General features: G+C 58.4%; 22 protein-coding genes. All 22 read left to right on the top strand.

Going from position 1 to position 24,722, the window contains the following annotated elements:
- Nucleotides 1-43 precede the first annotated feature (43 nt).
- The 22 genes from mnmA to V6F78_RS00590 all read left to right on the top strand — a co-directional run bounded on the left by mnmA (nucleotide 44) and on the right by V6F78_RS00590 (nucleotide 24,710).
- Complete coding sequence (mnmA, locus tag V6F78_RS00695) at nucleotides 44-1,177, top strand: tRNA 2-thiouridine(34) synthase MnmA (RefSeq protein WP_047292781.1); 1,134 nt, start codon at nucleotides 44-46, stop codon at nucleotides 1,175-1,177.
- A complete protein-coding gene (gene hflD, locus V6F78_RS00690; protein WP_047274318.1) occupies nucleotides 1,174-1,794 on the top strand; it encodes a high frequency lysogenization protein HflD in 621 nt (206 codons plus the stop codon). Before mnmA ends, hflD begins: the two co-directional genes overlap by 4 nt.
- A gap of 128 nt (nucleotides 1,795-1,922) precedes the next feature.
- Nucleotides 1,923-3,293: an adenylosuccinate lyase gene (purB, locus tag V6F78_RS00685; RefSeq protein ID WP_169858786.1), complete on the top strand. Its 1,371-nt coding sequence runs from the start codon at nucleotides 1,923-1,925 to the stop codon at nucleotides 3,291-3,293.
- An 83-nt stretch (nucleotides 3,294-3,376) separates the two neighbouring features.
- Nucleotides 3,377-4,543, top strand: a complete 1,167-nt coding sequence (locus V6F78_RS00680) for a ribosomal protein uL16 3-hydroxylase (protein ID WP_047280448.1) — start codon at nucleotides 3,377-3,379, stop codon at nucleotides 4,541-4,543.
- Complete coding sequence (locus V6F78_RS00675) at nucleotides 4,536-4,958, top strand: GNAT family N-acetyltransferase (protein WP_332726441.1); 423 nt, start codon at nucleotides 4,536-4,538, stop codon at nucleotides 4,956-4,958. Before V6F78_RS00680 ends, V6F78_RS00675 begins: the two co-directional genes overlap by 8 nt.
- A 150-nt stretch (nucleotides 4,959-5,108) precedes the next feature.
- The gene (locus V6F78_RS00670; protein WP_048375869.1) at nucleotides 5,109-5,852 is read left to right on the top strand and encodes a secretin N-terminal domain-containing protein; all 744 of its coding nucleotides are present in this window, start codon (nucleotides 5,109-5,111) and stop codon (nucleotides 5,850-5,852) included.
- A 232-nt stretch (nucleotides 5,853-6,084) separates the two neighbouring features.
- Complete coding sequence (aceA, locus tag V6F78_RS00665; RefSeq protein WP_047274311.1) at nucleotides 6,085-7,410, top strand: isocitrate lyase; 1,326 nt, start codon at nucleotides 6,085-6,087, stop codon at nucleotides 7,408-7,410.
- Nucleotides 7,411-7,950: 540 nt separating this feature from the next.
- The gene (locus tag V6F78_RS00660; RefSeq protein WP_003446990.1) at nucleotides 7,951-8,364 is read left to right on the top strand and encodes an NADH-quinone oxidoreductase subunit A; all 414 of its coding nucleotides are present in this window, start codon (nucleotides 7,951-7,953) and stop codon (nucleotides 8,362-8,364) included.
- Nucleotides 8,365-8,374: 10 nt separating this feature from the next.
- Nucleotides 8,375-9,049, top strand: a complete 675-nt coding sequence (locus tag V6F78_RS00655) for a NuoB/complex I 20 kDa subunit family protein (RefSeq protein WP_019412096.1) — start codon at nucleotides 8,375-8,377, stop codon at nucleotides 9,047-9,049.
- Nucleotides 9,050-9,122: 73 nt separating this feature from the next.
- The gene (nuoC, locus tag V6F78_RS00650) at nucleotides 9,123-10,907 is read left to right on the top strand and encodes an NADH-quinone oxidoreductase subunit C/D (protein ID WP_047274306.1); all 1,785 of its coding nucleotides are present in this window, start codon (nucleotides 9,123-9,125) and stop codon (nucleotides 10,905-10,907) included.
- A 2-nt stretch (nucleotides 10,908-10,909) separates the two neighbouring features.
- The gene (nuoE, locus tag V6F78_RS00645) at nucleotides 10,910-11,407 is read left to right on the top strand and encodes an NADH-quinone oxidoreductase subunit NuoE (RefSeq protein WP_047274305.1); all 498 of its coding nucleotides are present in this window, start codon (nucleotides 10,910-10,912) and stop codon (nucleotides 11,405-11,407) included.
- On the top strand, nucleotides 11,404-12,759 hold the full coding sequence (gene nuoF, locus V6F78_RS00640) for an NADH-quinone oxidoreductase subunit NuoF (RefSeq protein WP_047274304.1): 1,356 nt from the start codon (nucleotides 11,404-11,406) through the stop codon (nucleotides 12,757-12,759). The genes nuoE and nuoF overlap by 4 nt, the downstream gene beginning before the upstream one ends.
- A 132-nt stretch (nucleotides 12,760-12,891) precedes the next feature.
- Nucleotides 12,892-15,606, top strand: a complete 2,715-nt coding sequence (gene nuoG / locus V6F78_RS00635; protein ID WP_047277730.1) for an NADH-quinone oxidoreductase subunit NuoG — start codon at nucleotides 12,892-12,894, stop codon at nucleotides 15,604-15,606.
- Nucleotides 15,603-16,610 carry an NADH-quinone oxidoreductase subunit NuoH gene (gene nuoH / locus V6F78_RS00630; protein ID WP_047274301.1) on the top strand — a complete coding sequence of 336 codons (1,008 nt, stop codon included), beginning with the start codon at nucleotides 15,603-15,605 and terminating at the stop codon, nucleotides 16,608-16,610. The genes nuoG and nuoH overlap by 4 nt, the downstream gene beginning before the upstream one ends.
- Before the next feature lie 12 nt (nucleotides 16,611-16,622).
- Entirely contained in the window at nucleotides 16,623-17,171 is a 549-nt protein-coding gene (gene nuoI, locus V6F78_RS00625) for an NADH-quinone oxidoreductase subunit NuoI (protein WP_016780194.1), read from the top strand.
- Nucleotides 17,172-17,180: 9 nt separating this feature from the next.
- Complete coding sequence (nuoJ, locus tag V6F78_RS00620; protein ID WP_047292772.1) at nucleotides 17,181-17,684, top strand: NADH-quinone oxidoreductase subunit J; 504 nt, start codon at nucleotides 17,181-17,183, stop codon at nucleotides 17,682-17,684.
- A 1-nt stretch (nucleotide 17,685) separates the two neighbouring features.
- On the top strand, nucleotides 17,686-17,994 hold the full coding sequence (gene nuoK / locus V6F78_RS00615) for an NADH-quinone oxidoreductase subunit NuoK (RefSeq protein ID WP_003446970.1): 309 nt from the start codon (nucleotides 17,686-17,688) through the stop codon (nucleotides 17,992-17,994).
- Nucleotides 17,991-19,844, top strand: a complete 1,854-nt coding sequence (nuoL, locus tag V6F78_RS00610) for an NADH-quinone oxidoreductase subunit L (protein WP_047277731.1) — start codon at nucleotides 17,991-17,993, stop codon at nucleotides 19,842-19,844. The genes nuoK and nuoL overlap by 4 nt, the downstream gene beginning before the upstream one ends.
- Nucleotides 19,845-19,882: 38 nt before the next feature.
- Complete coding sequence (gene nuoM, locus V6F78_RS00605; RefSeq protein WP_047292770.1) at nucleotides 19,883-21,415, top strand: NADH-quinone oxidoreductase subunit M; 1,533 nt, start codon at nucleotides 19,883-19,885, stop codon at nucleotides 21,413-21,415.
- Nucleotides 21,416-21,422: 7 nt separating this feature from the next.
- Entirely contained in the window at nucleotides 21,423-22,892 is a 1,470-nt protein-coding gene (gene nuoN / locus V6F78_RS00600) for an NADH-quinone oxidoreductase subunit NuoN (RefSeq protein ID WP_047274292.1), read from the top strand.
- 433 nt (nucleotides 22,893-23,325) lie between these two features.
- Nucleotides 23,326-24,177: an alpha/beta fold hydrolase gene (locus tag V6F78_RS00595; protein WP_332726440.1), complete on the top strand. Its 852-nt coding sequence runs from the start codon at nucleotides 23,326-23,328 to the stop codon at nucleotides 24,175-24,177.
- Between the two features lie 401 nt (nucleotides 24,178-24,578).
- On the top strand, nucleotides 24,579-24,710 hold the full coding sequence (locus tag V6F78_RS00590; RefSeq protein ID WP_257011166.1) for a hypothetical protein: 132 nt from the start codon (nucleotides 24,579-24,581) through the stop codon (nucleotides 24,708-24,710).
- Nucleotides 24,711-24,722: the final 12 nt, after the last annotated feature.

Genomic DNA, 24,722 nt, shown 5'->3' with positions numbered 1-24,722 from the left:
CTGCTAGAATCGCGTCCTTTTTCAAGACACTCATTGAAACCCTATGCGTGATCCAGCCTTAGTCGCCCCCGAAAAACAGCGCGTCATTGTCGGCATGTCCGGCGGTGTTGACTCTTCCGTTTCCGCCGTTCTGCTCATGGAGCAGGGCTATCAGGTGGAAGGCCTGTTCATGAAGAACTGGGAGGAAGACGACGGAACGGATTATTGCACCGCCATGGATGACCTGGCAGACGCCCAGGCCGTGTGCGACAAAATCGGCATCAAGCTGCACACCGCCAATTTTGCCGCCGAATACTGGGACAACGTGTTTGAACACTTCCTGGCCGAATACAAGGCCGGACGCACGCCTAACCCGGACATCCTGTGTAACCGTGAAATCAAGTTCAAGGCGTTTCTCGACTACGCCCTGATGCTTGGCGCCGACCTGATTGCCACCGGCCACTACGTGCGCCGTCGCGACATCGACGGCCGCACCGAGCTGCTCAAGGGCCTGGACCCAAACAAAGACCAGAGCTACTTCCTGCACGCGGTAGGCGGCGAGCAAATTGCCCGCACCCTGTTCCCGGTCGGTGAACTGGAAAAACCCGAAGTGCGCAAGATTGCCGAGCAACATGGCCTGGCGACCGCCAAGAAGAAAGACTCCACCGGTATTTGCTTCATTGGTGAACGCCGTTTCAGCGATTTCCTCAAGCAATACCTGCCCGCTCAACCGGGCGAGATCAAAACCACCGACGGCGAAGTCATCGGCCGCCACCACGGCCTGATGTATCACACCATTGGCCAGCGGCAGGGCCTGGGTATCGGCGGCCTGAAAGACGCCAGCGACGAGCCGTGGTACGTGCTGCACAAAGACCTCGAAAACAACGAGCTGATTGTCGGCCAGGGTAACGATCACCCATGGCTGTTTTCGCGCGCCCTGCTCGCGTCGGAGATTTTCTGGGTCAACCCGATTAACCTCGACAGCCCGCTGCGCCTGACCGCCAAAGTGCGTTATCGCCAGAGCGATCAGCCCTGCACGGTGGAAAAAACCGCCAGCGGCTACCGCGCGACCTTCGATGACCCGCAACGCGCCGTTACACCCGGCCAGTCAGTGGTGTTCTACGATGGCGAAGTGTGCCTGGGTGGCGGCGTGATCGAAGTGGCCGAACCCTGGAACCACAAGGGCGAACAGGCATGAATGCCACCCAGGAACAACTGATCGCACTCGGCGGGGTTTTTCTGGCTGCCGTGCTGGTGGACAAAATCGCCCGCACCGGCCAGGTCGGCGAAGCGGATCTGGCCTGCATGCTTGGCACATTGCTGGTGCGCGACCCGAAAGACACGCTGGAAGTGTTTGGCGGTGACGACATCAACCTGCGCGAAGGTTACCGGGCCCTCATTGGCGCCCTTGAACGCGACCCCAATACGTTGCAGCGCGAGCCTTTGCGCTACGCCCTGTCGATGCTCAACCTGGAGCGCCAACTGGCCAAGCGTGACGACATGCTTGAACTGATCGGCAAACGCTTGCCGCAGATCCAGTCCCAGGTCGAGCACTTCGGTCCGGCCCATGAAAACGTCGTGGCTGCCTGTGGCGCACTGTATCAGGACACCCTCAGCACGCTGCGCCAGCGCATTCAGGTCCACGGCGACATGCGCAACCTGCAACAACCCAGCAACGCCGCCAAAATTCGCGCTCTGCTGCTGGCCGGGATCCGCTCGGCTCGCTTGTGGCGCCAATTGGGCGGTCATCGCTGGCAGCTGGTATTCAGCCGTCGCAAGCTGCTCAAAGAGCTTTATCCGATGCTGCGCGGCTAACACCCGCCAGAACGCACACCTTTGTAACGTCGCTTCGCGTATGACGCCGGTCACTTGGCAACGGACCGGCCGTTTTTTCATGTATGATACGCGCCCCATTTCGTTGCCCGACTGTCCGAGAACACCCCATGAAGCTCTCTTCGCTCACTGCGGTTTCCCCTGTTGACGGCCGCTACGCCGGCAAAACCCAGGCCCTGCGCCCTATTTTCAGCGAGTACGGCCTGATCCGTGCCCGCGTATTGGTTGAAGTTCGCTGGCTCCAGCGTTTGGCTGCCCACGCCGCCATCCCGGAAGTCCCGGCCTTCTCCCCCGAAGCCAACGCCGTTCTGAATGAACTGGCCGAAAACTTCTCTCTGGAACACGCCGAACGCGTCAAAGAGATCGAGCGCACCACCAACCACGACGTCAAAGCCATTGAGTACCTGCTCAAGGAGCAGGCTGCCAAGCTGCCGGAACTGGCCAATGTCAGCGAATTCATCCACTTTGCCTGCACGAGCGAGGACATCAACAACCTGTCCCACGCCCTGATGCTGCGCGAAGGCCGTGATGAGGTGATGCTGCCACTGATGCGTCAAACCGCTGAAGCCATCCGTGAACTGGCCATCCGCTTTGCCGACGTGCCGATGCTGTCGCGCACCCACGGTCAACCGGCGTCGCCTACCACCCTGGGTAAAGAGCTGGCCAACGTGGTTTACCGCCTGGAGCGCCAGATCGCTCAAGTGGCCGCCGTACCGCTGCTGGGTAAAATCAACGGCGCCGTGGGCAACTACAACGCCCACCTGTCGGCCTACCCGCAGATCGACTGGGAAGCCAACGCCCGCGCCTTCATCGAAGACGAACTGGGCCTGGGTTTCAACCCATACACCACGCAGATCGAACCGCACGACTACATTGCCGAGCTGTTCGACGCCATTGCGCGTTTCAACACCATCCTGATCGACTTCGACCGCGACATCTGGGGCTACATCTCCCTGGGCTACTTCAAACAGCGCACCATCGCGGGCGAGATCGGTTCATCGACCATGCCGCACAAGGTCAACCCGATCGACTTCGAAAACTCCGAAGGCAACCTGGGGATCGCCAACGCGCTGTTCCAGCACCTGGCCAGCAAACTGCCCATCTCCCGCTGGCAGCGCGACCTGACCGACTCCACCGTGCTGCGCAACCTCGGCGTGGGCTTTGCTCACAGCGTGATCGCGTACGAAGCCAGCCTCAAAGGCATCAGCAAACTGGAGCTCAACGCCCAGAAAATCGCTGCTGACCTGGATGCCTGCTGGGAAGTGCTGGCGGAGCCGATCCAGACCGTCATGCGCCGCTACAACATTGAAAACCCGTACGAGAAGCTCAAAGAGCTGACGCGCGGCAAGGGCATCAGCCCTGAAGCACTGCAGACGTTCATTGACAGCCTTGAAATGCCGGAAGCGGCCAAGGCCGAGCTGAAGCTGCTGACCCCTGCCAATTACATCGGCAACGCGGTCGAACAGGCCAAGCGCATCTGAGTGCTGTAACGACCTACTAACGCCCGGCCGTGCCGGGCGTTTTTATTCCCGAATACAAAGCGCAACTTTTCAATAGGTTACACATGAATCCTGATCTTCCTCTTCAACTTCTGGGCGGCATGACTGCACGCGAATTCATGCGCGACTACTGGCAGAAAAAACCGCTGCTGATCCGACAGGCAATCCCTGACTTCGAAAGCCCGATCGATGCCGACGAACTGGCCGGTCTGGCACTTGAAGAGGAGGTCGAATCACGACTGGTCATCGAACACGGCGAACGCCCGTGGGAGCTGCGCCGCGGGCCTTTTGCCGAAGATGAGTTCGGCAAACTGCCTGAACGCGAATGGACTTTGCTGGTGCAAGCCGTCGATCAGTTCGTGCCTGAAGTGGGCGAGCTGCTGGAGCACTTTCGCTTCCTGCCGAGCTGGCGCATTGACGACGTGATGATCAGCTACGCCGCCCCCGGCGGCAGCGTCGGTCCGCACTTCGACAATTACGACGTATTCCTGCTGCAAGGGGCTGGTAAGCGCCACTGGCAGATCGGCCAGATGTGCGACTCCGACAGCGCCCTGCTGGAACACGCCGACCTGCGCATCCTGGCAGACTTCCAGGCCACCGATGAGTGGACACTGGAACCCGGCGACATGCTGTATCTGCCGCCACGCCTTGCCCATAGCGGTGTAGCCGTGGACGACTGCCTGACCTACTCGGTCGGTTTCCGCGCCCCGAGCGCCGCTGAAGTACTGACCCACTTCACCGACTTCCTCAGCCAGTACCTGCCGGATGAAGAACGTTACACCGATGCCGACGCACAACCGGTCAGCGACCCGCATCAGATCCAGCGCGATGCGCTGGATCGCTTGAAAGGTTTGCTCGCGGAACACATGAGCGATGAACGCATGCTTCTGACCTGGTTCGGCCAGTTCATGACCGAGCCGCGCTATCCGGAACTCGTCGTCGGCCCCGAGCTCGAAGAAGAAGACCTGCTCGGCAGTCTCGACCAGGGCGCGGTATTGATCCGCAACCCGAGTGCCCGACTGGCCTGGTCTGAAGTGGATGAAGACCTGCTTCTGTTTGCCAGCGGACAGAGCCGTCTGCTGCCGGGCAAACTGCGCGATCTCTTGAAAATGATCTGTGCCGCCGATGCCTTGCATGCCGAAAACCTCGGCCCGTGGCTGGCAGATGAGGATGGCCGCAACCTGCTGTGTGAATTGGTCAAACAAGGAAGCCTGGGGTTCGCTGATGAATAAAATTCGCGTACGTGTCGCCGACTGGCAAAAGGATAACGCCGAACTTCGACGCATCCGTGAAGCGGTGTTTATCAACGAACAACACGTCCCGCCCGAACTGGAGTGGGATTCGGACGACATGAGCGCCGTACACTTTCTGGCCTTTGAGGGCGATTTCGCCATTGGCACGGCCCGACTCCTGGCGGATGGCCAGATAGGCCGCGTATCCGTCCTCAAGGACTGGCGCGGGCTGAAAGTCGGCGACGCCCTGATGCAGGCCACCCTCGAACAAGCCGAAGAACTCGGCTTGAAAGAGGTGAAGCTGAGCGCACAGGTGCACGCCACGCCTTTCTATGAGCGGCTCGGGTTCAAGATCGTGAGCGACGAGTTTCTGGAGGCGGGCATTCCGCACGTGGACATGGTGCGCTCCGCCTGACACACGTGAACGCTGCTCCTGAATAAAAAACGCCCTGCCATCGTCGGATCGCAGGGCGTTTTGCTGTATGTCATTCAACCCCGTCACATTTAGGCCGACAAACTGGCACACTGCTTTCATCCCTTTTCAAGCCTTGCGGAGATAACAGACATGGTCTTACGCCCACTCATCGCCGGTCTGATGATGCTGTTGAGCCTCAGCGCCCTTGCCGATACCCAAGTCATCACACTGCAAAACCGCACTAGCGCGGACTTACTGCCGGTGGCCCAGAACTTCATCGGCAAGGACGGCAACGTCACCGTTTACGGCAATCAACTCATCGTCGAGGCCCCGGCCCAGAAAATCCAGGGCCTGGAAGACTTGCTCAGCCAGCTCGACACGCCTGCGCGCCGTTTGCTGATCACCGTCGATACCAGCGATAGCAACCTGCCTGACAGCAATAGCAATACGCGGGTCTACAGCACCGCCAGCCGTGACGGCGGCGTTCAGCAGATTCAGGCCACTGAAGGTGTTCCCGCCTTGATCCAGACAGGCCAAAGCATTCCCCAGACCAGCACCCAGACCGACGCATACGGGCGCCTCTCGGCACAAACTGCTTATCGCAATGTGACCAAGGGCTTCTACATCACCGCCAGCGTTACGGGTGAAACGGTACACCTGGCGATCAGCACCAACCGCGACCGCATGAGCCAGGAACAGCCGGATGTAGTGAACGTGCAAAGTACCGACACACAGGTCAGCGGCCCCCTCGGCCAATGGATCACAGTGGCGGGCATCAGCGGCCAGAATCTGGCTGGCCAGCAGGGCCAAACCCGCACCTACTCGACTCAAAGCCGGGATGACATGACATTGCGGGTCAAAGTCGACGCACTCGACCCAAAAGGCCAAAACTGACTGACGGGTCGTATTAGACCAAATATGTAGTGCCACCAAAAAAGCACTACAAAACGTTTGACGACTCAAAAAAGCGAAGGCATGATGGCCCCGCTCCCGCCGATCAGAGGCCCTGTAAAGCGCCTCTGACCGCTAGCGAGAAGCCATTCACGCACGTATACGAACAAAATGGTTGTGTGCCTGGTGGAGCAAAAATTTTTCAACCCAGACCTATGCGACGAGGTTTATCACCATGGCACTGACACGCGAACAGCAAATTGCAGCCCTCGAGAAAGACTGGGCCGAAAACCCACGCTGGAAAGGCGTGACTCGCGATTACTCCGCTGCTGACGTGGTCCGCCTGCGCGGCTCGGTTCAACCCGAGCACACCTTTGCAAAAATGGGCGCCGAAAAGCTGTGGAAACTGGTGACTCAGGGCGCACACCCGTCCTTCCGTCCTGAAAAAGATTTCGTCAACTGCATGGGCGCCCTGACCGGGGGCCAGGCAGTACAACAGGTTAAAGCCGGTATCCAGGCTATCTACCTGTCGGGTTGGCAAGTGGCGGCAGACAACAACTCTGCCGAATCCATGTACCCCGACCAGTCGCTGTACCCGGTGGACTCCGTTCCAACCGTGGTCAAGCGCATCAATAACTCGTTCCGTCGCGCCGACCAGATTCAGTGGAAATCCGGCAAGAACCCGGGCGACCAAGGTTATATCGACTACTTCGCCCCCATCGTGGCAGATGCTGAAGCCGGTTTCGGCGGCGTACTCAATGCCTACGAGCTGATGAAGAACATGATCGAAGCCGGCGCTGCAGGCGTTCACTTCGAAGACCAACTGGCGTCGGTTAAAAAATGCGGGCACATGGGCGGCAAGGTATTGGTGCCCACCCAGGAAGCCGTACAGAAGCTGACTGCGGCCCGACTGGCTGCCGACGTGGCAGGCGTACCGACCATCATTCTGGCCCGTACCGATGCTAACGCTGCCGACTTGCTGACTTCCGACTGCGATCCGTACGACAAGCCATTTGTCTCCGGTGAACGCACGAAGGAAGGCTTCTACAAAGTGCGCGCTGGCCTGGATCAAGCGATTGCCCGTGGCCTGGCCTACGCGCCGTACGCCGACCTGATCTGGTGTGAAACCGCCAAGCCGGACTTGGACGAAGCGCGCCGCTTTGCTGAAGCGATCAAAAAGGAATACCCGGACCAGATTCTGTCCTACAACTGCTCGCCTTCCTTCAACTGGAAGAAAAACCTGGACGACGCGACCATCGCCAAATTCCAGCGCGAACTGTCGGCAATGGGCTACAAGCATCAGTTCATCACCCTGGCTGGCATTCACAACATGTGGCACAGCATGTTCAACCTGGCGCACGACTACGCCCGTAACGACATGACCGCCTACGTGAAGCTGCAAGAGCAGGAGTTTGCTGACGCCGCCAAGGGTTACACCTTCGTTGCACACCAGCAGGAAGTAGGCACCGGTTACTTCGATGACATGACCACCGTGATTCAGGGTGGCTCGTCCTCGGTCACCGCCCTGACCGGTTCGACCGAAGAAGAACAGTTCCACTGATTGCCCGGCAACCAGTGAAACGACGGCCATTGCCTCGCCTGTAAAGAACAAACGCAATGCCTTGAACATAACGCCCCGACTGGTTCGGGGCGTTTTTTTATCCGAATTTCGTCAAGATCCCCCCGCACATCGACGAAAACCTGATCCAGGTCCATCAATCGAAAACAGAATCGGGTTAGAAAACCAAGTTCGAAACTTGCAATGGCTACATATATAAGCCAACTTGCGCAGGCAGGCTAAGCTGTAAAACAACAGACTCGGATTTAAACGATATTCATTATCATTTGGGCGCCGCGTTGTTCATTGCAGCGCAAACAAAACATCATCGCTGAAATAAGCTGTAATGCCCGTGCCACGTGGCCTACGTAGACTTTGGAGGAAGCTATACCACTAAAGGACTGAATTTATTCATCTTAGAAAATTTACTTGCTGGGTGTTTAGCCATAAAATCCCGCCCATCAATTGCGCTGCGACATATCGTCACTGCTTTATTACCTTTTTGAGCTCAGAGACATTGGCTCTCTGTTAAGGATTACCAGCATGCCCGAAGCGACAGGACTCATAGCCCACAACTGGGGCTTTGCCATTTTCCTTCTCGGCGTTGTCGGCCTTTGTGCCTTCATGCTTGGCGTCTCCAGCCTCCTCGGGTCAAAAGCCTGGGGCCGCAGCAAAAACGAACCGTTCGAGTCCGGCATGCTACCCACCGGTGGCGCCCGCTTGCGGCTCTCAGCCAAATTCTATCTGGTCGCGATGCTGTTCGTGATCTTCGATATCGAAGCCCTCTTTCTCTTTGCCTGGTCTGTGTCTGTTCGCGAAAGCGGCTGGACCGGATTCGTCGAAGCTCTCGTTTTCATAGCAATTCTGTTGGCAGGCCTTGTCTACCTATTTCGGGTGGGTGCTCTTGATTGGGCACCGGAAGCTCGTCGTAAGCGGCAGGCCAAGCTGAAACAATGAGGCTTTGGCGATGCAATACGAACTCACCAGGATCGACCCGGATGCTCCTAACGAGCAGTACCCGATCGGCAAACGGGAAACCGTTTCCGATCCGTTAGAAGATCAAGTCCACAAAAACATTTTCATGGGCAAGCTTGAAGACGTGCTGAACGGCACGGTCAACTGGGGGCGTAAAAACTCCCTGTGGCCGTACAACTTCGGCTTGTCGTGCTGCTACGTGGAAATGACCACCGCCTTCACGGCGCCCCACGACATCGCGCGCTTTGGCGCCGAAGTTATCCGGGCCTCGCCGCGTCAGGCGGATTTCATGGTTATTGCCGGTACCTGCTTCATCAAGATGGCGCCGATCATTCAGCGCCTCTACGAGCAAATGCTTGAACCTAAATGGGTCATTTCCATGGGTTCGTGCGCCAACTCCGGTGGCATGTACGACATCTACTCCGTGGTTCAAGGGGTGGACAAGTTTTTGCCCGTGGACGTTTACGTACCCGGCTGCCCACCCCGCCCGGAGGCTTTCCTGCAAGGCTTGATGCTCTTGCAAGAGTCGATTGGCCAGGAGCGTCGCCCCCTTTCCTGGGTCGTTGGCGAGCAAGGCGTGTACCGCGCCGAGATGCCATCGCAAAAGGAACAGCGCCGCGAACAGCGTATTCAGGTGACCAACCTGCGCAGCCCCGACGAAGTCTGATCCAGCCCCGCTTCTTTTTATAGAACGAGACACTGGCTTCATTCTTTACGTTGAACGAAAGCGATAAAAAACCATGACTACAGGCTCCGCTCTGTACATCCCGCCTTACAAGGCTGACGACCACGATGTGGTTGTCGAACTGAATAACCGTTTTGGTCCTGATGCATTCACTGCCCAGGCCACGCGCACCGGCATGCCGGTGCTTTGGGTTGCCCGCGCCAAACTGGTCGAAGTCCTGACCTTCCTGCGCAACCTGCCAAAACCCTACGTCATGCTCTATGACCTGCACGGTGTCGACGAACGTCTGCGCACCAAGCGTCAGGGCCTGCCGTCGGGTGCCGATTTCACCGTCTTCTATCACCTGATGTCGCTTGAGCGTAACAGCGACGTCATGATCAAGGTGGCCCTGTCCGAAGGCGATTTGAGCCTGCCGACCGTGACCGGGATCTGGCCGAACGCCAACTGGTACGAGCGGGAAGTCTGGGACATGTTCGGCATCGACTTCGCCGGGCACCCTCACCTGTCGCGCATCATGATGCCGCCGACCTGGGAAGGTCACCCGCTGCGCAAGGACTTTCCTGCGCGCGCCACGGAGTTCGACCCGTACAGCCTGAGCCTGGCCAAAGTCCAGCTCGAAGAAGAAGCCGCACGCTTCAAGCCTGAAGACTGGGGCATGAAGCGTTCCGGCGAGAACGAGGACTACATGTTCCTCAACCTGGGCCCGAACCACCCTTCGGCTCACGGTGCCTTCCGCATCATTCTGCAACTGGACGGCGAAGAAATCGTCGACTGCGTGCCTGACATCGGCTACCACCACCGTGGCGCCGAAAAAATGGCTGAGCGCCAGTCATGGCACAGTTTCATTCCGTACACCGACCGTATCGATTACCTCGGCGGCGTGATGAACAACCTGCCGTATGTGCTCTCGGTAGAAAAACTGGCAGGCATCAAAGTGCCGGACCGGGTCGACACCATCCGCATCATGATGGCCGAATTCTTCCGCATCACCAGCCACTTGCTGTTCCTGGGGACGTACATCCAGGATGTGGGCGCCATGACCCCGGTGTTCTTCACCTTCACCGACCGTCAGCGCGCCTACAAAGTGATTGAGGCGATCACCGGTTTCCGCCTGCACCCGGCCTGGTACCGCATCGGCGGCGTTGCCCACGACCTGCCAAATGGCTGGGATCGCCTGGTCAAGGAATTCATCGACTGGATGCCCAAGCGTCTGGACGAATACCAAAAAGCCGCGCTGGACAACAGCATCTTGCGTGGCCGTACCATCGGCGTTGCCCAGTACAACACCAAAGAGGCCCTGGAATGGGGTGTCACCGGTGCTGGCCTGCGCTCTACCGGGTGCGACTTCGACCTGCGCAAGGCGCGTCCGTATTCCGGCTACGAGAACTTCGAGTTCGAAGTGCCGCTGGCGGCCAATGGCGATGCCTATGACCGTTGCATCGTGCGTGTCGAAGAAATGCGCCAGAGCCTGAAAATCATCGAGCAGTGCATGCGCAACATGCCGGCCGGCCCGTACAAGGCGGACCACCCGCTGACCACGCCGCCGCCCAAAGAGCGCACCTTGCAGCACATCGAGACCTTGATTACGCACTTCCTGCAAGTTTCGTGGGGCCCGGTGATGCCGGCCAACGAATCCTTCCAGATGATCGAAGCGACCAAGGGCATCAACAGTTATTACCTGACGAGCGACGGCGGCACCATGAGCTACCGCACCCGGATTCGCACCCCAAGTTTTGCCCATTTGCAGCAGATCCCTTCGGTGATCAAAGGCGAAATGGTCGCGGACTTGATTGCTTACCTGGGTAGTATCGATTTCGTTATGGCCGACGTGGACCGCTAAGCATGAACAGCACGCTTATCCAGACAGACCGTTTCGCCCTTAGCGAAACCGAGCGCTCGGCCATCGAGCACGAGATGCATCACTACGAAGATCCGCGCGCAGCGTCGATCGAAGCCCTGAAGATCGTTCAAAAGGAACGTGGCTGGGTGCCGGACGGCGCGATCTACGCCATCGGCGAGCTGCTGGGCATTCCCGCCAGCGACGTTGAAGGCGTGGCGACGTTCTACAGCCAGATCTTCCGCCAGCCGGTCGGCCGTCACATCATTCGCGTGTGTGACAGCATGGTCTGCTACATCGGTGGTCACGAGTCCGTGGTCAGCGAGATCCAGACCAAGCTGGGCATCGGCCTGGGCCAGACCACCGCAGACGGCCGCTTCACGCTGCTGCCGGTGTGCTGCCTGGGCAACTGCGACAAAGCGCCGGCGTTGATGATCGACGACGACACATTCGGTGATGTCCAGCCATCGGGCGTTGCCACGTTGTTGGAGGGCTACCCATGACCCTGACTTCTTTCGGGCCTGCCAACCGCATTGCGCGCACGGCAGAAACCCATCCGTTGACCTGGCGTCTGCGTGACGACGGCGAGCCGGTATGGCTTGACGAATATCAGGCCAAAAACGGCTACGCGGCTGCCCGCAAGGCATTCGCCGACATGGCTCAGGACGATATCGTCCAGACCGTGAAAGACGCCGGCCTCAAAGGTCGTGGCGGTGCAGGTTTCCCCACGGGTGTGAAGTGGGGGCTGATGCCCAAAGACGAATCCATGAACATCCGTTACCTGTTGTGTAACGCCGATGAAATGGAGCCCAACACCTGGAAAGACCGCATGCTGATGGAGCAACTGCCCCATCTGCTGATCGAAGGCATGCTGATCAGTGCTCGCGCCCTGAAAACCTACCGCGGCTACATCTTCCTGCGTGGCGAATACACCACCGCGGCCGTGCACCTGCGCCGTGCCGTCGAAGAAGCCAAGGCAGCAGGCCTGCTGGGCAAAAACATCCTGGGTTCGGGGTTTGATTTCGAACTGTTCGTACACACCGGTGCCGGGCGTTATATCTGCGGTGAAGAAACCGCACTGATCAACTCCCTTGAAGGCCGTCGCGCCAACCCGCGCTCCAAACCGCCGTTTCCGGCGGCCGTGGGCGTTTGGGGCAAGCCGACCTGCGTGAACAACGTAGAGACCCTGTGCAACGTACCGGCCATCATCGGCAATGGCGTTGACTGGTACAAATCCCTGGCCCGCGAAGGCAGCGAAGACCATGGCACCAAGCTGATGGGCTTCTCCGGCAAGGTCAAGAATCCCGGGCTGTGGGAACTGCCGTTTGGCGTCACCGCTCGCGAGCTGTTCGAAGACTACGCAGGCGGCATGCGCGACGGCTTCACGCTCAAGTGCTGGCAGCCAGGCGGTGCCGGTACGGGTTTCCTGTTGCCCGAGCACCTCGACGCACAAATGTACGCCGGGGGTATTGCCAAAGTCGGTACCCGTATGGGTACGGGTCTGGCCATGGCCGTGGATGACAGCGTGAACATGGTTTCACTGCTGCGCAACATGGAACAGTTCTTCGCGCGCGAGTCGTGCGGGTTCTGCACCCCGTGCCGTGATGGCCTGCCATGGAGCGTCAAGCTGCTGATGGCCATCGAGAAAGGCGAAGGCCAGCCGGGCGACATCGAGACCCTGCTGGGTCTGGTGGGTTTCCTCGGTCCGGGCAAGACGTTCTGTGCTCACGCACCGGGCGCCGTGGAGCCACTGGGCAGCGCAATCAAGTACTTCCGTCCAGAGTTCGAAGCCGGCATTGCGCAAGCAAAACCCGGTGTTCCCCCTCTGGCACGCCCGATTGTTATCGGCGCGTAACGTTCTGAATGGGGGCGGTCCGTGCCGCCCTCTGATCGTTCGATAACGCCGTAAGGCTGGGTTGCTTCGAACGAATAACAAGATTCCATTAGCCACGCCCGCTGACACCGGGCCAACGAAGACCTTTGAACCATGGCCACTATCCACGTAGACGGCAAAGAGCTCGAAGTCGATGGGGCAGACAACCTGTTACAGGCCTGTCTGTCGCTGGGACTCGATATTCCGTATTTCTGCTGGCACCCTGCCCTGGGCAGTGTTGGCGCCTGCCGCCAGTGTGCAGTCAAGCAATACACCGACGAGAACGACACCCGTGGTCGTATCGTGATGTCCTGCATGACCCCGGCCACTGACGGAAGCTGGATTTCCATCGACGACGAAGAAGCGAAAGTGTTTCGCGCCAGCGTTGTCGAATGGCTGATGACCAACCACCCGCACGACTGCCCTGTGTGCGAAGAAGGCGGTCACTGCCACCTGCAAGACATGACCGTGATGACCGGTCACAACGAACGCCGTTACCGCTTTACCAAACGTACCCACCAGAACCAGGAACTCGGCCCGTTCATCGCTCACGAGATGAACCGCTGCATCGCCTGCTACCGCTGCGTGCGCTTCTATAAAGACTATGCGGGCGGTACGGACCTCGGCGTTTTCGGCGCCCACGACAACGTGTACTTCGGTCGCGTTGAAGACGGCGTTCTCGAAAGCGAGTTCTCGGGCAACCTCACCGAAGTCTGCCCGACCGGTGTGTTCACCGACAAAACCCACTCCGAGCGCTACAACCGCAAGTGGGACATGCAATTTGCGCCCAGCATCTGCCACGGTTGCTCCAGCGGCTGCAACATCAGCCCGGGCGAACGTTATGGCGAGCTGCGCCGGATCGAAAACCGCTTCAACGGTTCGGTCAACCAGTACTTCCTGTGTGACCGTGGCCGCTTCGGTTACGGCTACGTCAACCGTAGCGACCGCCCACGTCAGCCGCTGCTGGCCGACGGCAACAAGCTGAGCGTCGACGCGGCCCTGGACAAGGCCGCCGAACTGCTGCGCGGTCGCAACATTGTGGGTATCGGTTCGCCTCGTGCCAGCCTCGAAAGCAACTACGCGTTGCGCGAGCTGGTAGGCGCCGAGCACTTCTACTCGGGTATCGAAGCCGGTGAGCTGGAGCGTATCCGCCTGGTGCTGCAAGTCCTCAAGGACAGCCCGCTGCCGGTGCCGAACCTGCGCGACATCGAAGACCATGACGCGATTTTCGTTCTGGGTGAAGACTTGACCCAGACCGCCGCTCGTATGGCGCTGTCATTGCGTCAGTCCGTCAAGGGCAAAGCTGAAGACATGGCCGAGGCCATGCGCGTTCAGCCATGGCTTGACGCCGCGGTGAAAAACATCGGTCAGCACGCGCTGAATCCGCTGTTTATCGCCAGCCTGGCTGAAACCAAGCTGGACGACGTCGCTGAAGAATGCGTTCACGCTGCACCGGACGATCTGGCCCGCATCGGCTTCGCCGTGGCTCACGCCCTCGATGCAAGCGCGCCTGCTGTCGACGGTCTGGATGCCGAAGCCCAGCAATTGGCCCAGCGCATCGCAGACGCCTTGCTCGCTGCCAAGCGCCCCCTGATCATTGCCGGTACGTCACTGGGCTCCAAAGCCCTGATCGAAGCGGCGGGCAACATTGCCAAAGCCTTGCACCTGCGCGAAAAAGCCGGCTCCATCAGCCTGGTCGTGCCGGAAGCCAACAGCCTGGGTCTGGCCATGCTCGGCGGCGAATCGGTAGACGCCGCGCTGCAAGCCGTGATTGACGGCCAGGCAGACGCCATCGTGGTGCTGGAGAACGACCTGTTCACCCGCGTGGACGCCGTGAAGGTGAACGCTGCGCTGGACGCTGCCAAGGTTGTGATTGTTGCCGACCATCAGAAAACCGCCACCACCGACCGTGCCGATCTGGTACTACCGGCCGCCAGTTTCGCTGAAGCCGACGGTACGCTGGTCAGCCAGGAAGGCCGCGCCCAGCGCTTCTTCCAGGTGTTCGACCCTCGTTATCTGGATTCCGCCAACCTGATCCATGAAGGCTGGCGCTGGTTGCACGCCCTGCGCAGCACCCTGCTGAACAAGCCGGTGGACTGGACGCTGCTGGATCACGTGACTCAGGCCACTGCTGCCTGCACGCCAGATCTGGCCGGCATCGTAGACGCTGCGCCTTCGGCCGAATTCCGCATCAAAGGCCTGAAACTGGCACGCGAACCGCTGCGCTACAGCGGCCGCACCGCCATGCGCGCCAACATCAGCGTTCACGAACCGCGTACTCCGCAAGACCCGGACACCGCGTTCGCCTTCTCCATGGAAGGTTACTCGGGCTCCGTTGAGCCGCGTCAGCAAGTGCCTTTTGCCTGGTCGCCGGGCTGGAACTCGCCACAAGCGTGGAACAAGTTCCAAGACGAAGTCGGCGGCCACATCCGTGCGGGCGATCCGGGCATTCGCCTGATCGAAAGCAAAGGTGATTCGCTGAACTGGTGCGCCAACATTCCAGGCCCGTTCAACCCGGCCCGTGGCACCTGGCACGTCGTGCCGTTCTATCACCTGCTGGGCAGCGAGGAGAACTCCTCGAAAGCCGCGCCGGTACAAGAACGCATCCCGGCCGCCTACATCGCACTGGCCAAGTCCGAAGCCGATCGCCTGGGCGTCAATGACGGTGCCCTGCTCAGCCTGAACGTAGCCGGTGTGACCCTGCGCCTGCCGCTGCGTATCAATGAAGAGCTGGGTGCTGGCCTGGTGGCATTGCCTGCCGGCTTGGCTGGCATCCCGCCTGCGATCTTTGGTCTTACCGTTGACGGTTTGCAGGAGGCAGCCCAATGACCTGGTTCACGCCTGAAGTGATCGACGTGATTCTCTCGGTGGTCAAAGCCGTGGTAATCCTGCTCGCCGTGGTGGTGTGCGGTGCGCTGTTGAGCTGGGTCGAGCGCCGTTTGCTCGCCCTGTGGCAAGACCGTTACGGTCCGAACCGCGTCGGCCCGTTCGGCGCGTTTCAGATCGCCGCCGACATGATCAAGATGTTCTTCAAGGAAGACTGGACCCCGCCGTTTGCCGACAAGGTGATTTTCACCCTCGCACCGGTAGTGGCCATGAGCGCCTTGCTGATCGCCTTCGCGATTATCCCGATCACCCCGACCTGGGGTGTAGCAGACCTGAACATCGGCATCCTGTTCTTCTTCGCCATGGCCGGTCTGTCGGTGTACGCCGTGTTGTTCGCCGGCTGGTCGAGCAACAACAAGTTCGCCCTGCTCGGCAGCCTGCGCGCTTCGGCCCAGACTGTGTCGTACGAAGTGTTCATGGGCCTGTCGCTGATGGGCATCGTGGTTCAGGTCGGCTCGTTCAACATGCGTGACATTGTTGAATATCAAGCGCAAAACCTGTGGTTCATCATTCCGCAGATCTTCGGTTTCCTGACCTTCTTCATTGCTGGCGTCGCCGTGACTCACCGTCACCCGTTCGACCAGCCGGAAGCGGAGCAGGAACTGGCCGATGGTTACCACATTGAATATGCCGGCATGAAATGGGGCATGTTCTTCGTGGGTGAATACATCGGGATCGTGTTGATCTCGGCGTTGCTGGTGACTTTGTTCTTCGGTGGTTGGCACGGGCCGTTCGGCATCCTGCCGCAGATTCCGTTTATCTGGTTCGCCCTGAAGACTGCGTTTTTCATCATGATCTTCATCCTGCTGCGCGCCTCTATTCCGCGCCCTCGGTATGACCAAGTGATGGACTTCAGCTGGAAGTTCTGCCTGCCGCTGACCCTGATCAATTTGCTGGTAACCGCCGCAGTCGTGTTGTTGAACACGCCCGCCGGCGCGGTTCAGTGAGGATAGAGACCCATGTTCAAGTACTTGTTTGACATCGTGCATGGCACCTACACCCAGCTTCGCAGCCTGGTGATGGTGTTTGGCCATGCCTTCCGCAAGCGTGACACGCTGCAATACCCGGAAGAACCGGTCTACCTGCCACCGCGTTACCGTGGCCGGATTGTCCTGACCCGCGACCCGGACGGCGAAGAGCGTTGTGTTGCCTGTAACCTGTGCGCCGTGGCGTGCCCGGTGGGCTGCATCTCGCTGCAAAAAGCCGAAACCGAAGATGGCCGCTGGTATCCGGAGTTTTTCCGCATCAACTTCTCACGCTGCATTTTCTGCGGCCTGTGTGAGGAAGCCTGCCCGACCACCGCCATCCAGCTCACGCCGGATTTCGAGATGGCCGAGTTCAAACGTCAGGATCTGGTGTACGAGAAAGAAGATCTGCTGATCTCCGGTCCCGGCAAGAACCCTGATTACAACTTCTATCGTGTTGCGGGTATGGCCGTTGAGGGCAAGCCGAAAGGCGCTGCTCAGAACGAAGCCGAGCCGATCAACGTGAAGAGCTTGCTGCCTTAAGGAAGAACGATGGAATTCGCTTTCTATTTCGCATCGGGTGTCGCTGTCGTGTCCACGCTGCGCGTGATCACCAACACCAACCCTGTGCACGCCCTGCTCTACCTGATTATTTCGCTGATTGCCGTGGCGATGACCTTCTTCAGCCTCGGCGCGCCGTTTGCGGGCGTTCTCGAAGTGATCGCCTACGCTGGCGCCATCATGGTGCTGTTCGTGTTTGTGGTGATGATGCTCAACCAAGGTCCGGCCTCGGTGACGCAGGAGCGCCACTGGCTCAAACCCGGCATTTGGATCGGACCGAGCGTTCTGTCCGCCATCCTGTTGGCCGAATTGCTGTACGTGCTGTTTGCACAGCAGAGCGGCGCAGCCATCGGTCAAACCACCATTGATGCAAAAGCCGTCGGCATAAGCCTGTTCGGCCCGTATCTGCTGGTGGTCGAACTCGCCTCGATGCTGTTGCTTGCAGCAGCGGTGACGGCGTTCCACTTGGGCCGCAACGAGGCGAAGGAGCAATAAGATGCCTGGAATACCTTTGGAACATGGCCTTGCAGTAGCAGGTGTCCTGTTCTGCCTCGGTCTGGTTGGACTGATGGTTCGCCGTAACATTCTCTTCGTATTGATGAGTCTGGAAATCATGATGAACGCGGCTGCCCTGGCGTTCATCGTTGCCGGTGCACGCTGGGCGCAGCCGGATGGACAAGTGATGTTCATTCTGGTGATCACCCTGGCAGCCGCTGAGGCCAGTATTGGCCTGGCGATCCTGCTGCAGCTGTATCGCCGCTTCCACACGCTTGATATCGATGCTGCCAGTGAGATGCGCGGATGAACCTTCTCTTTCTGACTTTCGTATTCCCCCTGATCGGCTTTTTGCTGCTGTCGTTCTCCCGTGGACGCTTCAGCGAAAACCTCTCGGCCCTGATCGGTGTTGGCTCCATCGGCCTGTCGGCGCTGGTGGCCGCGTACGTGATCTGGCAATTCAACGTTGCGCCGCCTGAAGGCGGTCACTACACGCAAGTGCTGTGGCAATGGATGGCAGTGGGCGAGTTCAAACCGAACTTCGCCCTGTACCTGGACGGCCTGTCAGTCACCATGCTCGGCGTGGTGGTCGGCGTCGGCTTCCTGATCCACGTGTTTGCCTCCTGGTACATGCGCGGTGAAGACGGCTACTCGCGCTTCTTCGCCTACACCAACCTGTTTATCGCCAGCATGCTGTTCCTGATCCTGGCCGATAACCTGTTGTTCGTGTACTTCGGCTGGGAAGGCGTGGGCCTGTGCTCCTACCTGTTGATCGGGTTCTACTACAGCAACCGCAACAACGGTAACGCCGCACTCAAAGCCTTCATCGTGACCCGCATCGGCGACGTGTTCATGGCCATCGGCCTGTTCATTTTGTTCCAGCAGTTGGGCACCTTGAACATTCAGGAGCTGTTGGTTCAGGCACCGCTGAAGTTCCAGGCCGGTGATTTCTGGATCGTGCTGGCGACCCTGATGCTGCTGGGCGGCGCGGTCGGTAAATCGGCGCAATTGCCTCTGCAAACCTGGTTGGCAGACGCCATGGCAGGCCCGACGCCCGTGTCGGCACTGATCCACGCCGCCACCATGGTGACCGCCGGTGTTTACCTGATCGCTCGTACCCACGGCCTGTTCACCCTGGCGCCTGAAGTCCTGCATCTGGTGGGCATCGTGGGCGGCGTGACACTGGTACTGGCCGGCTTTGCGGCACTGGTGCAAACCGACATCAAGCGTATCCTCGCCTACTCCACCATGAGCCAGATCGGCTACATGTTCCTGGCCTTGGGCGTCGGCGCATGGGATGGTGCGATTTTCCACCTGATGACCCACGCCTTCTTCAAGGCACTGTTGTTCCTTGCTTCCGGTGCGGTGATTGTCGCCTGCCACCACGAGCAGAACATCTTCAAGATGGGCGGCCTGTGGAAAAAACTACCACTGGCTTACATCAGCTTCATCGTCGGCGGCGCGGCCTTGTCGGCCTTGCCTCTGCTGACCGCAGGCTTCTACTCCAAGGACGAAATTCTTTGGGAAGCCTTCGCCAGCGGTAACAACGAGTTGCTGTACGCCGGTCTGGTGGGTGCGTTCATGACCTCGCTGTACACCTTCCGCCTGATCTTCATCACCTTCCACGGTGAAGCCAAGACTGAAGCCCACGCGGGCCATGGTGTTTCGTACTGGTTGCCACTGAGTGTGCTGATCGTCCTGTCGACTTTTATCGGCGCAATGATCACGCCTCCTCTGGCGGGCGTACTGCCACAAAGCGTTGGCCATGCCGGCGGCGAAGCCAAGCACAGCCTTGAAATCGCCTCGGGCGCCATCGCATTGGCCGGTATCCTGCTGGCAGCCCTGCTTTACCTGGGCAAACGTCGTTTCGTGACGGCTGTAGCCAACAGCGGCATCGGTCGTTTCCTGTCGGCCTGGTGGTTCGCCGCGTGGGGCTTCGACTGGCTGTACGACAAACTGTTCGTCAAACCGTACCTGTTGATCTGCCGCCTGCTGCGCAAGGACCCTCTGGACCAGACCATCGGCCTGGTCCCGAAGATGGCCAAGGCCGGGCACAACGCCCTGAGCCGCAGCGAAACCGGTCAACTGCGTTGGTACGCTGCTTCCATGGCTGCCGGTGCTGTACTGGTCATGGGCGCCATCGTACTGGTAGCGGTCTGATATGAACCTTCGACATTGCGAAAGGAATTGAGCCCGTCATGATTCTGCCTTGGCTAATCCTGATCCCCTTTATCGGCGGCCTGTTGTGCTGGCTGGGTGAGCGCTTCGGCGCCACCCTGCCACGCTGGATTGCGTTGCTGACCATGTCCCTCGAACTTGCGCTCGGCCTTTGGCTGTGGGCGCACGGGGATTACCACCTGGCCCCTAACCCGGGTGCCGACCCGGTCTGGGCGCTTGAATTCAAGCACGTCTGGATCGAACGTTTCGGCATCAGCGTGCATCTGGCACTGGACGGCCTGTCCCTGCTGATGATCTTGCTCACCGGCTTGCTGGGTGTGCTGTCGGTCTTGTGTTCCTGGAAAGAAATCCAGCGTCACGTGGGCTTCTTCCACTTGAACCTGATGTGGATCCTGGGCGGTGTGGTCGGCGTATTCCTCGCCATCGACCTGTTCATGTTCTTCTTCTTCTGGGAAATGATGCTGGTGCCGATGTACTTCCTCATCGCGCTCTGGGGTCACAGTTCATCGGACGGCAAGAAAACCCGTATTTACGCAGCGACCAAGTTCTTCATCTTCACCCAGGCTTCCGGCCTGATCATGCTGGTGGCGATCCTGGGTCTGGTGCTGGTCAACTTCAATGAAACCGGCGTGCTGACCTTCAGCTATGCCGAGTTGCTGAAAACCAAGATGTCGCTCACCACCGAGTACATCCTGATGCTCGGCTTCTTCATTGCATTTGCCGTGAAACTGCCGGTCGTGCCGTTCCACTCCTGGTTGCCGGATGCTCACGCGCAAGCGCCTACCGCGGGCTCGGTCGACCTGGCCGGTATCTTGCTGAAAACCGCTGCGTACGGCCTGCTGCGTTTCGCCCTGCCGCTCTTCCCGAATGCTTCGGCCGAATTCGCGCCGATTGCCATGACACTGGGCCTGGTCGGGATTTTCTACGGCGCATTCCTCGCCTTCGCACAAACCGATATCAAGCGTCTGATCGCTTTTTCCAGTGTTTCCCACATGGGCTTCGTACTGATCGGGATTTACTCCGGCAGTCTGCTGGCTCTGCAGGGCGCGGTGATCCAGATGCTGGCGCACGGTGTATCGGCGGCGGCACTGTTTATCCTCAGCGGTCAGTTGTACGAGCGCCTGCACACCCGTGACATGCGTGAAATGGGTGGTTTGTGGTCGAAGATCGCTTACCTGCCAGCCATTAGCCTGTTCTTTGCCGCGGCGTCGCTGGGCTTGCCGGGCACCGGTAACTTCGTTGGCGAGTTCCTGATCCTGATGGGCTCGTTCGCCAGCTTCCCTTGGGTCACGGCGATTGCAACAACCGGCCTGGTGTTTGGTTCGGTCTACTCGTTGATCATGATTCACCGCGCCTACTTCGGCCCTTCCAAGTCCGACGCCGTACTGGCCGGCATGGATGCACGTGAAATGATCATGGTGCTCGGTCTGGCGGTTCTGCTGATTTTCATCGGCGTGTACCCGCAACCGTTCCTCGACACCTCTGCTGCGACCATGAATGGCGTGCAGCAATGGCTCGGCACCGCCTTCACTCAACTCGCTTCGGCCCGGTAAGAGCGCTATGGAATTCACGATCCAACACTTTATCGCGCTTGCTCCACTGTTGATCACCAGCATCACCCTCGTTGTGGTGATGCTGGCAATCGCGTGGCGCCGCAACCACTCACAGACCTTCCTGCTTTCGGTGGCGGGTCTTAACCTGGCATTGCTGTCGATCTTCCCGGCGTTGAAAGTCGCTCCACTGGCGGTCACTCCGCTGTTGATGCTGGACAACTTTGCCTACTTGTACATCGGGCTGATTCTGGTCGCGACCCTGGCCTGCGTAACACTTGCGCATGCTTATCTGGGTGAAGGCGGCACCGGTTACCCGGGCAACCGCGAAGAACTTTACCTGTTGATGCTGCTGGCAGCGTCGGGCGGACTGGTACTGGTCAGCGCGCAACACCTGGCTGGCCTGTTCATCGGTCTGGAACTGCTTTCGGTGCCTGTTTACGGGCTCGTGGCTTATGCCTTTTTCAACAAGCGCTCACTGGAAGCCGGCATCAAATACATGGTGCTGTCGGCGGCCGGTTCTGCGTTCCTGTTGTTCGGCATGGCCTTGTTGTATGCCGAAGCGGGTAGCCTGAGCTTCAGCGGTATTGGTCACGCACTGGCCGCCACAGGCGCTCCGAGCGCCATTGCCCAGCTGGGTTTGGGCATGATGCTGGTCGGTCTGGCGTTCAAGCTGTCGTTGGTTCCTTTCCATCTTTGGACACCAGACGTGTACGAAGGGGCGCCAGCTCCTGTGGCTGCATTCCTGGCCACCGCCTCCAAGGTCGCTGTCTTCGCAGTGATGGTGCGGTTGTTCCAGATCTCCCCGGCGGCCACCACCGGTGTGATGAGCGATGTACTGACCGTGATCGCGATCGCCTCGATCCTGTTTGGTAACTTGCTGGCGCTGACGCAAACCAACCTCAAGCGTCTGCTGGGTTATTCGTCGATCGCTCACTTCGGCTACCTGCTGATCGCTCTGGTTGCGAGCAAAGGCATGGCCATGGAAGCCATCGGCGTTTACCTGATCACCTACGTGCTCACCAGCCTGGGTGCATTCGGTGTGATCACGTTGATGTCCTCGCCTTACAAAGGGCGTGATGCGGATGCCCTGTATGAATACCGCGGCCTGTTCTGGCGCCGTCCGTACATGACTGCCGTGCTGACCGTGATGATGTTGTCGTTGGCCGGTATTCCGCTGACCGCAGGCTTCATCGGCAAGTTCTACATCATTGCTACCGGTGTTCAGGCGCAGCAATGGTGGTTGGTGGCTTCCCTGATCCTGGGCAGCGCCATCGGCGTGTTCTACTACCTGCGTGTGATGGTCACCCTGTACCTGGTTGAGCCAAAACTGCATCGCCACGATGCCCCGTTGAACTGGGAGCAGAAGGCAGGCGGCGTCATGCTGCTGGCGGTGTCGATACTGGTGTTCGTGCTGGGCGTTTACCCTCAGCCGATGCTGGAACTGGTGCAACGCGCAACACTGGGCTTGCTGGGCTAAACACCCTTCGCTCGCCCCACTACCCCGTGAAAGCCTGGCTTTCACGGGGTATTTTTTTGTCTGCGCGTTATCACACCCCACGCCGCGCAGGAGCCTAAGAAATCCACATCGACCCACCGACGACTGACAGTAAAAATGGTCATTTATTTAAGCTTTCTACCCATTCGCTGATAACGCCTGTCACACGATTTAACTGTGAACTCACGCCTAACTTAAACACATGAATCAAACATTCTTTACCTATTTAAAACATTGCATATGAACACACCTTCTTACGTGTACAGCTTATAAAAAATACCCAACAGAATCCTGATCAACGACGCATTGACAGTCATTGTCGCCCCTCATAAATTCATCAGCCTTTCACTTTCACGTTCAACCACTTACCTGAACTCACCCTTGCACTTCACGCTTACACATACAGGAATACTTTATGCATCCCGCCATTGAACATAGCGGTCATTATTCGACGAGCGACGGTCATCAATTATATTGGGAGCGACATGGAACCCCCCAAGGCGAGCCCATCTTCTTTCTTCATGGCGGGCCAGGCGGTTACTGCAACAACAAGCATCTGCTGTTCTTCGACCTTAATCATTTTGACGTTATTTTATTTGATCAGCGAGGCTGCGGACGCTCCACTCCCCAAGGCGAGTTAACAAACAACAACACTGATGCAGTGGTTCAAGACATAGACGATCTGCGGCACTATTTCGGTTTTGAGCGCATCAGCCTGCTCGGAGTGTCGTGGGGCAGTTGGCTGGCGTTGAAATACCAGCACCGTCTTAAGCATCGGGTAAAACGCGGCATTGCCGCCTCCGTATTTGCACCTGTCGATGAGGTTTTCGATACCTATGACCGGATACTTCAGCAGACCCTTGAACGTTTACCCGAGGCAGGACTGACCCTTCAGCGAACCTACAACACGTTATGCACCGGCACCCCGCAAGCCCGTCAGACGGCGGCAATGTACTGGAGCAAAGCGCATCTGGGAGAGTCCATGACTGATGAGCAACTGAACGCCTTTGTGGATCACTCAGCCATTGCCTCCATCCGCCTCGAACTGCATTACCACCTCAATCACTACTTTTTCACCCCTGCCGACATGCTCCTCAGGATTAGTCCGAGGATGACCCTGATTCAGGGCATCGACGATACGTGCGGTATGGCCAGCCTTGAGTGGCTTCGGAAACGGTCTCGCGCCTCAGTCGTACAGGTGAGGGCTGGCCACAATGCGCTTGAGCCAACCTTACTCAGTAAAATTCGCGAAACACTGAATCCTTGAGGCTCGTGTAAGAAAATACTGACTAATGAAGTTGAATTCATCCTCTTTTTCTTAAATCAATAAAAACCACTACACACGCCAGAAGATTTTCTACGCGGCGCAAGTACCCTATTTGAAGTTCAACTCTAAACATCTTACACGCACCACCTTGCACTCCAACTCAATTGCCTTTTTCCTATCGGCCTGAAGCAGCACGCTAAACTGTGTGCTGCGTAACAGCACAGCGACGATATATTGAACAGCGCCGAGCAACTATAAACATGTACCCAAACATTGCCCTCAACTAAAATTTTGAAAATAACGTTCATTGACATGAAATAACAGGCACCACTAAATTCAACGCGTGCTTTGACAGTCAAAGCCAATTCAAACCAACCATCCAATAAGAAAAGGTTTTCGATATGGGCTACTACATGGCAATGAACACCCAAGCGCTGCCAGATACAGAAACGCTTGATTCACAGACCGAGCAGCAACATCTGGAACAACTTGAACTGACCGACGCTGAGAAAGAAGAACTCACCGCAGACTGATACTTCAAAGAG

Source organism: Pseudomonas sp. ESBL9, from assembly GCF_036668715.1.
GTDB classification, from domain to species: domain Bacteria; phylum Pseudomonadota; class Gammaproteobacteria; order Pseudomonadales; family Pseudomonadaceae; genus Aquipseudomonas; species Aquipseudomonas lundensis.
This window is presented reverse-complemented; position numbering and strand designations above follow the sequence as displayed.